Here is a 12,836-nt window from a genome sequence, read left to right on the forward strand (position 1 = left end):
GCGCGCTCACTCCAGCGCGTTCTTCGCTTCGCAGGTCGCCAGCAGTTCCGGGTGCCGCACCCGCCTGACGTGGGTCAGCAGCGGATGCAGGAACACCGCGCCCAGGATCACCGTCACGCCCAGGTAGAACAGCGCGGTGAGTTGTTTCTGCTCGTCCAGCAGAAGGATCGCGAACACGATCGCGTAGACCGGCTCCAGGTTGGTCACCAGTTGCACCGCATAGGCGCTGAGCCGGCGCAGCGCGACCAGCGCCAGGGCGAACGGCAGCAGCGTGCACAGCAGCGCCAGGGCCAGCAACAGCGCGGTGTCGTGCAGGCTCGGCAGCACCAGCAGCGGGCCGCTCAGCGCCGGCAGCACGAACGGCAGCAGCGGCGCCAGCACGGTCAGGGTCATGGTGCCGGCGCCCAGTTCCACCGCGGTCACGGTCAGTGGGTCGGCGTGATCGACCAGGCGCTTGTTGAGCGAACCGAACGCGGCGACGAACAGCGCCGACACCGCGCCCACCACGACCCCGGCGCGCATCCCGTCGGGTACCCCGCCGACCACCAGCGCCACACCCGGCAGCACCGCCAGGCCGAACACCAGTTCGCTGGGGCGGAACGGGCGCTTGGCCACCCACGGTTCGATCACCGCGGTGAACACCGGCGCCAGCGCGATGCACGTTGCTGCCACCGAGGCGTTGGCCAGCTTGATCGCGCCATAGAAGGTCAGCCAGTGCAGGCCGACCAGGGCGCCGACCACGGTGTAGCCGAGCAGCAGTTGCGGGGTCAGTGCGGCCAATCCGCGCCATACCCGCGGCAGCAGCGCCAGCGCCGCCACCACCATCAGCATCCGCCACCACACCAGCGGCAGCGCCGGCAGCGTGATCAGCTTGCCCAGGATCGCGGTGATGCCCCACAGCAGCACGCAGAAGTGGATTTGTAGCTGGGCTTTGCTGGTGGGGTGCAGGGACATGGTGCCTATTGTCGCGTAAACCGGCGACGCGGCGGACCGCGTGTTCGCCGGGGATTCCGCAGTCGTGTCGCCAGCCGCGCGTCCCCAGCTGCGCGTCAGTTGCCGGGCGGGCTGCGCTTGGCGTGCGCACGCGCGTGCAGGGCGGTCAGTAGCGGCACTAGCAGCGAGGTCACGATCACCGAGGTCGCCACCAGCGCGGTGGCGGCCGGGGCCGCCGCACGGAACTGCGGCGCCATCGCCGCGATCAGCGCCGGCGTCGCCACCGCGGCGCCGGCAGTGCTGGAGGCGGCGATGCCGGCACTGCCGCTACCGCCGCCGAGCAGCCGATCGGCGAACAGCAACGGGATCCCGGTGACCACCACGACCAGCAGACCGAGCAGCACGCCGGGCACCCCGGCACTGGCGATCACGTGCAGATCCAGCGTATTGCCCAAGGCGAAGGCGAAGAACGGGATCAGCGCCGGCACCGCCGCAGCGAACAGCGCGCGCAGCTGCGGATCCAGGTTGCCGAGCGCGAAGCCCACCAACAGGGGCAGCACCGCACCGAGAAACAGGCGCGGTTCGAACACGGCGACGCCGGCGCTGCCGAGGATGACCATCGTCATCAACGGCCCCGATTCCAACGACATCAGCACCACCGCGCCGGCTTCGCCGGGCTTGCCGTACTGCTGCATGAGCGAGGCGAACAGCCCGCCGTTGGTCATGTCCATCGCCGCGACCAGGGCCAGCACCGAGATGCCTTTCCAGCAGCCTTCCGCGATCCCCGCCGGCGGCAGCACCCGCGCCGCGAGCACCGCCACCAGCCAGGCCACGCCGAGCTTGGTCAGCAGCAGCACGCCCGACTGGCGCAGGATGCGGCCGCTGGCACGCAGCTGGATCGAGGCGCCCATGCACAGGAACCACACCGCCAGGATCGGCACCACGCCACCGATCAGGCCCTGGCTGAACGAGCCGAGGAAGGCGCCGGCCTGCGGCCATGCGCTATGGCAGGCGGCGCCGAGGAACAACGGCACCAACATCATGCCGCCTGGAACGCGTTCGAGCGTTTGCTTGATCTGCATCGGGGTTGGACGTCCTCTTGAAAAAAAGTCGCATCCGACGCCGGCATGCGCCGCTGTCGTTCTGCGCCCCTGCTTTTACTGCAACTGCATGGCGCGATGGGTGTCGCGGCGCCGCGCCGTCTGTGCTGGGTTCAGTTGCGTGTCGCAGCGGCACTGTGCCGTCGGTCGCTTTTGCCCGCAGTCGCTGGCGCCGCTGCCGTTCGCTCAGCGCGTGCCGAGTTCGGCCAGCAGCGCCATCGCCGCGGCCAGCTTGCGCATGCCGGTGATGCGCTTGGGCGCCTTGGCCGAGAACAGGAAATCGTCCGGCACCGCGTCGCGCCAGCGCGCATAGGTGTCCGGTTTCTGCGTGCCGTAGTAGGTGCCGTTGATCTCGATGCTGCTGACATGGCGGCTGGCGTATTCCAGCTCGCGGCGCTGCACCAGCCCTTGCGGGTAGAACAGGCCGCCACGCCACGGCACATAGGTCCAGCCGCCGATGCCGACGCGGATGCCGTCCGGCGCGGCCGGGGCGGAGTCGAAGAGATCTGTCATGGCATACACGCCGGCGCGGACAGGGGAGGCGCAGTGTGCCGCAGTCCGCGCCGTTGCCGCATGCATGGCCGCTGCCGCATGCGTCGCGCTACCATCCAGGCAACGCCGACTGCCCCGACCGACCATGACCTGGACCACGCCCGATCTGTGCGACGCCCATCCCGAGGTGCAGGTCGCCGAACCGCTGTTCCGCAGTTACGGCGGCCACGCCGCGTTCTGCGGCGCGATCGTCACCGTCAGCTGCTTCGAGGACAACGCGCGGGTGCGCGAACTTGCGGCCACCCCCGGTGCCGGCCGCGTCATCGTCGTCGACGGGCAGGGCTCGCTGCGCCGCTCCCTGCTCGGCGACCAGATCGCCGAGAACGCGGTGCGCAACGGTTGGGCCGGGCTGTTGCTGCATGGCTGCGTGCGCGACGTGGAGGCCTTGGCGGCGTTGCCGCTGGGCGTGCAGGCGCTGGCCGCGTGCCCGCGCAAGACCGAAAGACGCGGCCTCGGCGAGGTCGATGTGCCGCTGCGGTTCGCCGGGGTGGCGTTCCTGCCCGGGCACTGGCTGTACGCTGATCGCAACGGGGTGCTGGTCGCCGCGCAGGCGTTGCTCCCGGCGTGAGCGTGCCGGCGCCTGTTCCTTTCCCTGCTGGAGATACCGATTTGAAGACCCTGTCGATGGGCTGCCTGTTGTTGGCGATGACCGCCACCGCGCAGGCGCAGGCGCCCGCTCCGGTGGACGCCGCAGTGCCGCCTGCGCTGCAGGATCTGGATGCGCGGGTGGAGCGGGTGCGCAAGCAGTTCGACGTGCCCGGCATCGCCATCGCCATCGTCAAGGACGGGCAGGTGGTGCTGGAGCGCGGCTACGGCGTGCGCGAACTGGGCAAGCCCGAGCCGGTGGACGCGCAGACCCTGTTCGCGATCGCCTCCAACACCAAGGCGTTCACCGCCGCGGCGCTGTCGATCCTGGCCGACGAGGGCAAGCTGAAACTCGACGACCGGGTGATCGAGCACCTGCCGTGGTTCCAGATGGCCGATCCCTACGTGACCCGCGAGATGCGCGTGCGCGACCTGCTCAGCCACCGCAGCGGACTGAGCCTGGGCGCCGGCGACCTGCTGTTCTGGCCGGCCACCAGCTACAGCAACGAGGAAGTGGTACGGCGCCTGGCGCAGGTGCCGCTGAAGGGCGGTTTCCGCGACCACTATGCCTACGACAATATTCTCTACGCGGTGGCGCAGCGGCTGATCGAGCAGGTCTCCGGGCAGTCCTACGCCGAGTTCGTGCGCCAGCGCATCTTCGTGCCGGTGGGCATGAGCGGTGCGCGCATCAACAGCGATTACCTGCAGCCGGGCGATCACGCGGCGGTGGGCCATGCCAAGTTCGACTTCCGCGAGCTGCACCCGGTGCCGCCGCTGACCTGGTCGAACAATGCAGGCGCCGGCGGCATCTACGCCAGCGTGCACGACATGGCCAAATGGATGCAGGTGCAGCTCGACGGCGGCCGCCTGCCATCGGCCGATGGCCAGGAGCGGCGTCTGTTCAGCGCGCAGCGGCAGCAGGAGATGTGGCAGATGATCACCCCGATCGCCATCGCCGAGCCGAGCGTGCCGCAACTGTTGCCGGCCAGGCCGAACTTCGCCGGCTATGGCGAGGGCTGGAGCCTGAGCGACTACCGCGGGCACAAGCTGGTCTGGCACACCGGCGGCTGGCCGGGCATGGTGTCGCGGCTGACCCTGCTGCCGGAACAGCAACTGGGCGTGATCGTGCTGACCAACCAGGAAGTGGGCGCGGCGTTCAACGCGCTGACCCTGCAGGTGCTCGACGCCTACCTGGGCGCGCCGCCGACCGACTGGACCGCCGCCTATGCCGCTGCGGTGGCCAAGGCCGACGCGACGGCCGACGAGGACTGGAGCAAGCACCAGGCTGCGCGCGATGCCAGCTCCAAACCGTCGCTGCCGCTGGCAGCTTACGCAGGCACGTATCGCGATCCGTGGTACGGCGAGGTGGCGATCGTGCAGCGCGGCAAGCAACTGGAACTGCGCTTCAGCAAGACCGCGCAGCTGGTCGGCACGTTGCAGCACTGGCAGCACGACACCTTCATCGTGCGCTGGCGCGACCGTTCGCTCAATGCCGATGCCTTCGTCAACTTCGCGCTGACCCCGGACGGCAAGGTGCGCGAGGTGCGCATGGAAGCGATCTCGCCGCTGACCGATTTCAGCTTCGATTTCCAGGACCTGCTGCTGACCCCGACGACTGCCGCATCGTGAGCGCGGCCATGCCGATGCTCTCGCACGTGCATCTCGGGGTGAACGACTTCCCGGCCGCGTTCGCGTTCTACGCGCCGTTGCTGCAGGCGCTGGGGCTGCAACTGAAGTTCCGCGATGACGTGCGCGGCTGGGCCGGCTGGACCGCGCCGCACGCGCCGCGGCCGCTGCTGCTGATCGGCCGTGCCTTCGACGGCCAGCCGGCGGCGCCGGGCAACGGCCAGATGCTCGCATTGCAGGCGCCGAACCGGGCGCTGGTGGATCGCTGCCACGCGCTGGCGCTGGCCCAGGGAGGGCACTGCGAAGGCCCGCCCGCGCTGCGCGCGCACTACCATCCGGACTATTACGGCGCGTATTTCCGCGACCTGGACGGCAATAAGCTAGGCGTGTGCTGCCACCGCGCGGAATGAGCGCGATGGTTGTTGCGATGCTGTCGGCCGCTGTCCTGGTTTAGGTGCATCGCATCGGAAACAAGCACCGATCGCCAGGCCAGTTGGTTATAGGAGCGGCTTCAGCCGCGACATCGAAGCCGCGTGGTATCCGGCTTCGGCAGCAGTCGGGACTGAAGTCCCTTCCACAAGAAGCCGGGTCGGCTATGCGGATGGTCTTGGACATGTGCAGCTTGTTGTAGGAGCGGCTTCAGCCGCGACCTCGAAGCCGGAAGGCCTCTGCCTTCAGCTTCGTCGCCAGCCCGGTCGCCACGCAACGCCGCCATCCGTTCGACGGCGTGTTCGACTGGGCGCGGCAGCAGTTGCACACCGGCATCGGCGCTGCGGACCTGGCGCGGGCCGCGGCGATGAGCGAACGCAATTGCTACCGCCGTTTCAAGGCGGCGATCGGCACCACCCCGGCACACTGGCTGCAGCAGGGGCGCGTGCGTGCGGCGAAAGCCTTGCTCGAGGAAGGGCGGCTGGATCTGCAACGGGTCGCCGCGGCCTGCGGCTTCGCGACGCTGGAGGCGTTCCGGGCCGCGTTCCGGCGCCATGTGGGCGTGGCGCCATCGGTTTACCGCAGCGGCTTCGGGCCGTTCGCCTGAGACGAAACGCGTGCGTGCGCCGCGGCACCCGGCGCGAACGCACATGGCGAGGACACCGGCATCGGCTACGCTGCGCGTCTTGCAGAAGGATGGCCCGCAATGTTCCGCTGGTTCGAGTCGCTGATTCCCGTGTTCCCCGCCATCGATCCGCGTACGCCGCCACGCGGGGTGTGGCGCTTCTATGCGTTCTACCTGCGCCCGGTGTGGCCGGTGTTCGCCGCCACGCTGGTGGCCGGACTGCTGCTGGCGCTGGTCGAGGTGGCGATGTTCGACTTCCTCGCCCGCATCGTCGATCTGGTCGCCGGGGCGCCGGGGCTGGATTTCTTCGTGCGCCACCGCGACGAACTGCTGTGGATGGCGGCCATCACCCTGATCGCGCGGCCGCTGCTGACCGGGCTGCACAACCTGCTGGTCAATCAGGCGATCATGCCCGGGCTGAGCAACCGCACGCGCTGGCTGATGCACAACTACGTGGTGCGGCAGAGCCTGGGCTTTTTCCAGAACGACTTCGCCGGGCGCATCGCCAACCGGGTCATGCAGACCGGCACCTCGCTGCGCGAATCGGCGGTGCAGATGGTCGATGCGCTGTGGTACATCCTGGTCTATACCGGCACCGCGCTGTACGTGTTCGCGCAGGACGACGTGCGCCTGATGGCGCCGTTGCTGGTCTGGCTGGTCGTCTACGCGGCGCTGATGGCGTACTTCGTGCCGCGCATGCAGCAGCGCGCGTGGATCGCCGCAGAGGCGCGCTCCAAGGCGATGGGCCGGATCGTCGACGGCTACACCAATATCGCCACGCTGAAGCTGTTCGCGCATGCCAAGCGCGAGGAGGCCTATGTGCGCGAGTCGATCCAGGAGCTGGTGGTCAAGCACCGCGGGCAGACCCGGATGACCACCGCCATGGACCTGTCGATCGCGGTGTTGAACGGCTTGCTGATCGTCGGCACCTGCGCGTTGGCGCTGTGGCTGTGGAGCCAGGGCCGGATCAGCGTCGGCGCGATCACCCTGGCCACCGGGCTGGTGATCCGCATCCACAACATGTCCGGCTGGATCATGTGGGTGGTCAACGGCATCTTCGAAGACATCGGTGCGGTGCAGGATGGCATGGAGAGCGTGGCCCAGCCGATCCAGGTGCAGGACTGCACCGATGCGCAGGCGCTGCAGGTCAGCCGCGGCGAGGTGCGTTTCGAGCACATCCATTTCCACTACGGCAAGCGCGGCGGGGTGATCGCCGGGCTCGACCTGCAGGTGCGCGCGGGCGAGAAGATCGGCCTGGTCGGGCCGTCCGGCGCCGGCAAATCGACCCTGGTCAACGTGTTGCTGCGGCTGTACGACCTGGAGCGCGGGCGCATCCTGATCGACGGCCAGGACATCGCCACGGTGACCCAGGCAAGCCTGCGCGGGCAGATCGGCCTGGTCACCCAGGACACCTCGCTGCTGCATCGCTCGATCCGCGACAACCTGCTGTACGGCCGTCCCGACGCCAGCGAGGCGCAGCTGCAGGAAGCGGTGCGCAAGGCGCGCGCCGACGGCTTCATCGACGCGTTGCGCGACGGCGAAGGCCGCAGCGGCTACGACGCGCATGTCGGCGAACGCGGGGTCAAGCTGTCCGGCGGCCAGCGCCAGCGCATCGCCATCGCCCGGGTACTGCTGAAAGACGCGCCGATCCTGGTGCTGGACGAGGCCACCTCGGCGCTGGATTCGGAAGTGGAGGCGGCGATCCAGGACGGCCTGGACGAACTGATGGCGGGCAAGACGGTGATCGCGATCGCGCACCGGCTCTCGACCATCGCACGCATGGACCGGCTGGTGGTCATGGACCAGGGCGCGATCGTCGAAACCGGCACCCACGCCGAACTGGTCGCGCACGGCGGCCTATACGCACGGCTGTGGGCGCGGCAGACCGGCGGATTCGTCGGAGCGCGCTAGCGAGCGGCGTCAGCGCATTCGCGCTGTCGCCCCACGGTTCGCTACGCAAACCGCGGGCCCCGGCTCATCACCTTCCAGATCCCCCGCGCCTATCGGCGCGCGCCCCTTGACGCAAGGGGGGCTTTTCTCCAGTTGGATCACGTGAACGAATCAGGTGCGAGATAGCGCTTTTACGAATCCCCAATCCCGAATCCCCAATCCCGGCCTCTCACTGGATCGGCTCGTCCAGCATCAGCTCACGCACGAAGCGCACCGGCGGCGCGCCGTAGGACAGCACCTGGTCGTGGTAGGCCTTCAGGTCGAAGCTGTCGCCGAGCTTGGCCTGCATCGCCTTGCGCAGGTCCAGGTGTTCCTGCACGCCGACGAAGTAGGTCGGCAGCTGCGCCGAGCTCAGCTGCGCGCGCACCCACTTGCCCTCCGCTTCGCTCTGCTGCTGGAAGGTGTCGTGCACCATCAGCCGCATGGCCTGTTCCTTGCTCCAGTGGTCCACGTGCACGCCCTGGTCCAGCAGCGCGTTGGCCAGGGTGCGCAGGTAGAACTTCAGTTGCATCAGATGGAACAGCGGATCGTTGTCCAGGTAGCCCTGCTCCTGCATCATCCGCTCGGTGTACACCGCCCAGCCTTCGGCGAACGTGCCCGAACGCAGCACGCCGCGCAGGGTCGAGGGAAACTTGGCCGAGTGCCAGCCTTCCACGTAGTGGCCGGGCACGCCTTCGTGGATGCTCAGCAGGTGGATCATGCGGCCGTTGTATTCGCGCAGGAACGACTCGGCCTGCTGCGCGCTCCAGTCGTCGGGAATCGGCGACACCGCGTAGAAGGTCTTCAGGTTCTTGTCCAGCGGGCCGGGCGAGTCGCAGTACGCCACCGCCACGCCGCGCTGGAACTCAGGCATCAGGATGATGTCCACCGATGCGTCGGGCAGGGTCAGCAGGTCCTTGGCGCGGACGAATTCGGTGGAGGCCGCCAGCGACGCCTTGGCGTCCTCGACCACCTTGTCGCGCGCCGGATGCTGCGCATACGCCAGTTCCAGCGCCGCCTCGATCGCGGCCTGCTGCTGCGCGTCGCTCGGCGCATCGACCAGCGCCGGCGCGTTCGGGCGGTCCTTCAGCACGGTGCGGGCGATGCCGTACATCTCCTCGCGCACGCGCTTGAGTTCGGCCTCGGCGCGCTGCTTGATCTCGGCGCGCGACAGCGAGGAATTGAGCGCGAATTTCAGCTTCTGATCGTATTTCTCCGCGCCGATGCGGAAATCGCCCTTGGCGTTGGGCACCAGGGTCTTGTCCAGCCAGGTCTGCTGTTCGGCCACCGCCTTCTTCAGCCCGTCGATCGCCGCCTGCAGGCGCTGCGCGTCGGCATCCGGCAGTTCCTTGGCGTGCGGCGCGATGAAGGTATCGACGATGCTGAGGATGCCCTGGTTCTGCTTGGCCACGGTCTGCGCGTTGATCTGCGGGACCCGCGCCGGGTCCAGGTTCGCGCGCGCCTGCGCGAACAGCGCCGGGATCTTCTCCATGCGCGCGGTGGCGGATTTCAGCCGCTCCGGCAGCGGCGCGAATTCGCGCGCCATCAGTCCGTAGATCGCGCCGCCGGCCAGGCCGTTGTAGACCTGCGGATCCCAGGCCCAGCTCTGCGATACCTCGCTGTTCCAGATGTCCGATTGCAGCTGGTTGCGCAGGATCGCCGCATCCACCTGGTTCTCGCGCGAGAGTTTGGTCACCTGGAGCTTGTCCAGGTCGGCCAACACCTGCTTGCTTGCGTCCAGGCTCTTGTGCCGGCCGGTGGCGCTGAGGTCGTCCAGCTCGCTGTCGTAGCGGTGATCGCCGGTCTGGGTGGCGCCGACCGGGGACAGCTGCATCCAGGTGTCAACGGCACGCTTTGACAACGCGGCGAAGGCGGCGTCGGCGGCCGGGTCGGCAGCATCGGCTGTCGCGCCGGGCGTGGCGGCGGGCGCCACGCCCGGCGCGTCGGCGGGCTTCTTGCAGCCGGCGAGGGCGGCGAGCAGGGCAGCTGCGAGCAGGTGCTTGCGCATTGGGTTTCCTGTGGCGGTCGATTCCCAAGCATAGGCGGCCGCCGTGGCGCGCGCACCTGCCGTTGGATTACCCGGGTGCTTCATCCGCCTGTCGGCGCAGCTGGCCGAACTCGACACGCAATTGCTGGCCGCCGGCCAGGACGCGGCGCAGCAGCGTCGGCGCATCGAGACACAGCGCCTGACCCTGCGGTTCGCCGAGACCGGGTCGATCTTCGCCGCCGCCACCGCCTGGGCGATCCATGCGCTGGCGCGGTTCGTGGGCTCGGGATGGTGTTCTGGTGGCTAGTCGCGTGGCTGCGTCGACGGCGCAGGCGCGTTCAGCAAGCTGGCGCTCTCCAGGGTGTCACTTGTAGGAGCTTCAGCCGCGAAAGACTCTAATCAGTAGCGCCGGTCGCGGATGAAGCCGCTCCTTCAGTGCTTCGGTAGCCGAGAAAGAGAAGGCCCTAGCCTTCGTCCTGCTCGAACTCCACGATCACTTCCAGGTCGAAGGCCAGCGCTTCCACCGCTTCGCGCACCTTCAGCGCGGTGGCGGCGTTGCCTGCTTCGATCTCCACTTCATGGGTGCCCGGACCCTGGTCGTCGGGCAGTCCGGCGGAGCTGGAATCGTCGTCGTCCATCTGGTTCATCAGATCGTCGATTTCCTCGACATGCTCGATGCCTTCCAGGCTGCCGAGCAGGTTGATGATGGCGCGTGCGTCGTCTTCGCTGCCGGTGATGCGGATACGGAGCAGGGGCATGGGCCTTCCTATGGGGAATGAAAGGCAAGGCTAGGCAGACGCCGGCTAAGGCGAAGTGAAGTGATGACGGCTCAGCGCGCACGGCGCCGCGCTGCCCACTGCGGTGCGGTCACTGCGTCCGGCACCCGTATCGGACAGCATGGCGATGTCGGCGATGGCCCGCTCGCGCACCTCCGCGCGGAGACTGTCGCGGCTGAAGCTCCTACAAAAGCACGCGACCAGGCGAGCTGGCTCGCCCTCGGCGGCAATCCGAGCAGCTCCGCCGGCAGCGCCGACATCGGCGTGCGTTCGTCCAGCGCTTCGCGCTTGAGCCAGTGGATGAACTGGCTGACGGCCGGGCTGAGCGTGGCGCCGGCGGCGTTCGCCGGCGCCGCCGCCTCGCTGCTGTACGGGATCGGTTACAGCCTGGTGAAGCGCTATATGAGCGACCTGCCGCCGGCCGCGTCGGCCGCTTCCACCCTGGGCTGCAGCGCATTGCTGCTGGCGCCGCTGGCGTGGACGCATTGGCCGGCCGCACCGGTGCCGGCGCTGGCGTGGGCGTGGGCCTGCGCCTGCGCCGGCCTGGCCTTCCTGATGTACTACCGGCTGATCCAGCGCATCGGCACGGCGCGCGTGTCCACGGTGACCTATCTGGTGCCGGTGTTCGGCGCGCTGCTGTCCTGGTCGATCCTCGGCGAGCCGTTGACCTGGAGCATGCTGCTGGCCGGCGTGCTGATCCTGGGCAGCGTCGCCTTCAGCCAGCGCGCGGGTTGAAGGACCGACCGATGACTGCTTCCCTACCCGTATCGCAATTCGCCTACAAGGCCAGGGCCAACGCCGAGCTGCTGCAGGCGTTGGCGCAGATCGATGTGGACGCCTATCCTGCGCAACGGCAGCGCGCGATCCGGCTGTTGAACCACACCTACGTGGTGGACCGGATCTTCGCCGCGCATCTGAACGGCGGCACGCATGCGTTCACGGACAGCAACACGCCGCCGCCGCTTGGTGCATTGCACGCGGCCGTCGCCGAATCCGACCGGTGGTAGCCGGCTACGTCGCCCCGCTCGACGCGAGCGCATTGCAGCAGTCGCTCGCATTCCGCTTCACCGATGACGATTCCGGCTCATGATCCGCGAGGAAATGCGGTTCCACGTACTGGCGCATGGCGCCTATCACCGCGGCAACATCGCCATGCTGCTCAGCGAGTGCGGGGTGGAGCCGCCGCGCGAGTTGTTCACCCGCTTCCTGCACGCGCGTGACCCCGAGCGGCGCGGCGCCGGGCTAAGCGCCGGCGGTGCAGCAGTGCGCCGCCGGCTGGCGCGCGTGCTGGCGCATTACTGCGGCGGCGTGCGTACCGGCAGCGGCACGTTGCACAGGTCGATGTGTCCGGCCGGGCGCTTGTAGAAATCGTCCCTGCGGTTGCGCCTGGCTTCGGCCACGTCGCGGAAGGTCTGGGTGTCGGTGCGCAGCAGCTGCAGCGGAGTGCGCTCGGCCTCGGGCAGGTCGCTGGCGAGCTTGATCGCGCGGATCGGCGTGCGCTGTTCGGGCTTGGCGTAGAAGCCCATCGGGTCCGGTCCGCGCGGGATCACGCTGAGCAGTTCCATTCCCTTGACCACACGGCCGACCACGGTGATGTTGCGGTCCAGCTGCCGCGGCGATTGCCCGGTGACCACGTACAGTTCGGCGCCGATGCTGCTGTCCTCGTCGTTGTTGCGGCCGGCGCCGAGGGTGCCGTAGCAGTGCGCCAGCCACGCGGTGCCGTCCTTGGGATCGCGCGCCGCCGGAAAGCCGTCGACGAAGCCCACCTGCGGCGCCCAGCCGTCGCGGTCCGGCTGCGCCTGGAACGCCAGGCCCTTGGCGTCGCGCTGGAACTCGGCGGGCAGGTGGCGCTTGGCCGAACCCAGCGGCTTGGCCTTGTCCGCCTCCTCGCCGTCGGGATCGCCGAACTGCACCACGAAATTGTCCTGCGAACGGTAGATGCTCAGGCCGTCCCAGAAGTGCTCGTGGGCCAGGGTGCGGATATTGCCGACATGCTGTGGCGCGAACGCCGGCGCCAGTTCGATGACGACGCGGCCGGCGTCCAGGTCCAGATACAGGGTGTTGGCCGGATCCAGCGTGCGCCAGTCGCCGGGCTTGGACGCGTCCAGGATCTGCTGCGGACTGCGGTACGGCGCTGCCGGCGCGGCCGCCACTGCGCAGGCGGCGGACGACAGCAACGCGAGGGCGAGCAGGGTGGGGCGCAAGGGCATGGCGGCAGCCTGGAGGACGGTAGCGGATTCTTACCCAGCCACCGCCGTTGCGCCAATGCCGCCGTTGCGTTGTCTGCGTGCTGC

Annotated in this window: 13 protein-coding genes and 3 pseudogenes; 9 read left to right on the forward strand and 7 right to left on the reverse strand. The window is 68.8% G+C overall.

What is annotated here, in order from left to right:
- Positions 1 to 6: 6 nt before the first annotated feature.
- The 3 genes and pseudogenes from E4A48_RS03990 to E4A48_RS04000 all read right to left on the reverse strand — a co-directional run.
- On the reverse strand, positions 7 to 954 hold the full coding sequence (locus E4A48_RS03990; RefSeq protein ID WP_039005374.1) for a DMT family transporter: 948 nt from the start codon (positions 952 to 954) through the stop codon (positions 7 to 9).
- A gap of 95 nt (positions 955 to 1,049) precedes the next feature.
- On the reverse strand, positions 1,050 to 2,015 hold the full coding sequence (gene kdgT, locus E4A48_RS03995; RefSeq protein WP_142741924.1) for a 2-keto-3-deoxygluconate transporter: 966 nt from the start codon (positions 2,013 to 2,015) through the stop codon (positions 1,050 to 1,052).
- A gap of 231 nt (positions 2,016 to 2,246) precedes the next feature.
- Positions 2,247 to 2,546: pseudogene (locus E4A48_RS04000) on the reverse strand (DUF72 domain-containing protein); the annotation flags it as partial.
- 124 nt (positions 2,547 to 2,670) lie between these two features.
- Here E4A48_RS04000 and rraA point away from each other — a divergent pair.
- The 5 genes from rraA (at position 2,671) to E4A48_RS04025 (ending at position 7,761) form a co-directional block, all read left to right on the forward strand.
- Entirely contained in the window at positions 2,671 to 3,153 is a 483-nt protein-coding gene (rraA, locus tag E4A48_RS04005) for a ribonuclease E activity regulator RraA (protein ID WP_003468754.1), read from the forward strand.
- A 56-nt stretch (positions 3,154 to 3,209) separates the two neighbouring features.
- Positions 3,210 to 4,799, forward strand: a complete 1,590-nt coding sequence (locus tag E4A48_RS04010) for a serine hydrolase (protein ID WP_260608120.1) — start codon at positions 3,210 to 3,212, stop codon at positions 4,797 to 4,799.
- An 8-nt stretch (positions 4,800 to 4,807) separates the two neighbouring features.
- On the forward strand, positions 4,808 to 5,206 hold the full coding sequence (locus tag E4A48_RS04015) for a VOC family protein (RefSeq protein ID WP_222937051.1): 399 nt from the start codon (positions 4,808 to 4,810) through the stop codon (positions 5,204 to 5,206).
- A gap of 317 nt (positions 5,207 to 5,523) precedes the next feature.
- Positions 5,524 to 5,832 carry a helix-turn-helix domain-containing protein gene (locus tag E4A48_RS04020; RefSeq protein ID WP_260608059.1) on the forward strand — a complete coding sequence of 103 codons (309 nt, stop codon included), beginning with the start codon at positions 5,524 to 5,526 and terminating at the stop codon, positions 5,830 to 5,832.
- Between the two features lie 99 nt (positions 5,833 to 5,931).
- Positions 5,932 to 7,761, forward strand: coding sequence for an ABC transporter ATP-binding protein (locus E4A48_RS04025; protein WP_142741926.1), 1,830 nt, complete (start codon positions 5,932 to 5,934; stop codon positions 7,759 to 7,761).
- A gap of 208 nt (positions 7,762 to 7,969) precedes the next feature.
- Here E4A48_RS04025 and E4A48_RS04030 read toward each other — a convergent pair whose 3' ends face one another.
- A complete protein-coding gene (locus E4A48_RS04030; protein ID WP_142741927.1) occupies positions 7,970 to 9,787 on the reverse strand; it encodes a DUF885 domain-containing protein in 1,818 nt (605 codons plus the stop codon).
- Between the two features lie 43 nt (positions 9,788 to 9,830).
- Between E4A48_RS04030 and E4A48_RS20895 the strand changes: the two genes are divergently transcribed.
- The gene (locus E4A48_RS20895) at positions 9,831 to 10,073 is read left to right on the forward strand and encodes a hypothetical protein (RefSeq protein WP_260608060.1); all 243 of its coding nucleotides are present in this window, start codon (positions 9,831 to 9,833) and stop codon (positions 10,071 to 10,073) included.
- A gap of 157 nt (positions 10,074 to 10,230) precedes the next feature.
- Here the strand turns inward: E4A48_RS20895 and E4A48_RS04040 are convergent, their stop codons facing one another.
- Both E4A48_RS04040 and E4A48_RS04045 read right to left on the reverse strand, forming a co-directional pair.
- Positions 10,231 to 10,524: a hypothetical protein gene (locus tag E4A48_RS04040; protein WP_003478425.1), complete on the reverse strand. Its 294-nt coding sequence runs from the start codon at positions 10,522 to 10,524 to the stop codon at positions 10,231 to 10,233.
- A 188-nt stretch (positions 10,525 to 10,712) separates the two neighbouring features.
- Positions 10,713 to 10,868 (reverse strand): annotated as a pseudogene (locus E4A48_RS04045) (LysR substrate-binding domain-containing protein); the annotation flags it as partial.
- Between E4A48_RS04045 and E4A48_RS04050 the strand changes: the two are divergent.
- The 3 genes and pseudogenes from E4A48_RS04050 to E4A48_RS20905 form a co-directional block, all read left to right on the forward strand.
- A pseudogene (locus tag E4A48_RS04050) lies at positions 10,855 to 11,277 on the forward strand (DMT family transporter); the annotation flags it as partial. The pseudogenes E4A48_RS04045 and E4A48_RS04050 overlap by 14 nt on opposite strands.
- Positions 11,278 to 11,288: 11 nt before the next feature.
- Positions 11,289 to 11,549 carry a DinB family protein gene (locus E4A48_RS20900; RefSeq protein ID WP_230812564.1) on the forward strand — a complete coding sequence of 87 codons (261 nt, stop codon included), beginning with the start codon at positions 11,289 to 11,291 and terminating at the stop codon, positions 11,547 to 11,549.
- Between the two features lie 79 nt (positions 11,550 to 11,628).
- Complete coding sequence (locus E4A48_RS20905) at positions 11,629 to 11,907, forward strand: DinB family protein (RefSeq protein ID WP_230812566.1); 279 nt, start codon at positions 11,629 to 11,631, stop codon at positions 11,905 to 11,907.
- Here E4A48_RS20905 and E4A48_RS04060 read toward each other — a convergent pair.
- Entirely contained in the window at positions 11,838 to 12,752 is a 915-nt protein-coding gene (locus E4A48_RS04060; RefSeq protein ID WP_039005362.1) for a peptidylprolyl isomerase, read from the reverse strand. The genes E4A48_RS20905 and E4A48_RS04060 overlap by 70 nt on opposite strands.
- Between the last annotated feature and the right edge of the window lie 84 nt (positions 12,753 to 12,836).

Source organism: Xanthomonas translucens pv. cerealis (assembly GCF_006838285.1).
Lineage (GTDB): Bacteria > Pseudomonadota > Gammaproteobacteria > Xanthomonadales > Xanthomonadaceae > Xanthomonas_A > Xanthomonas_A cerealis.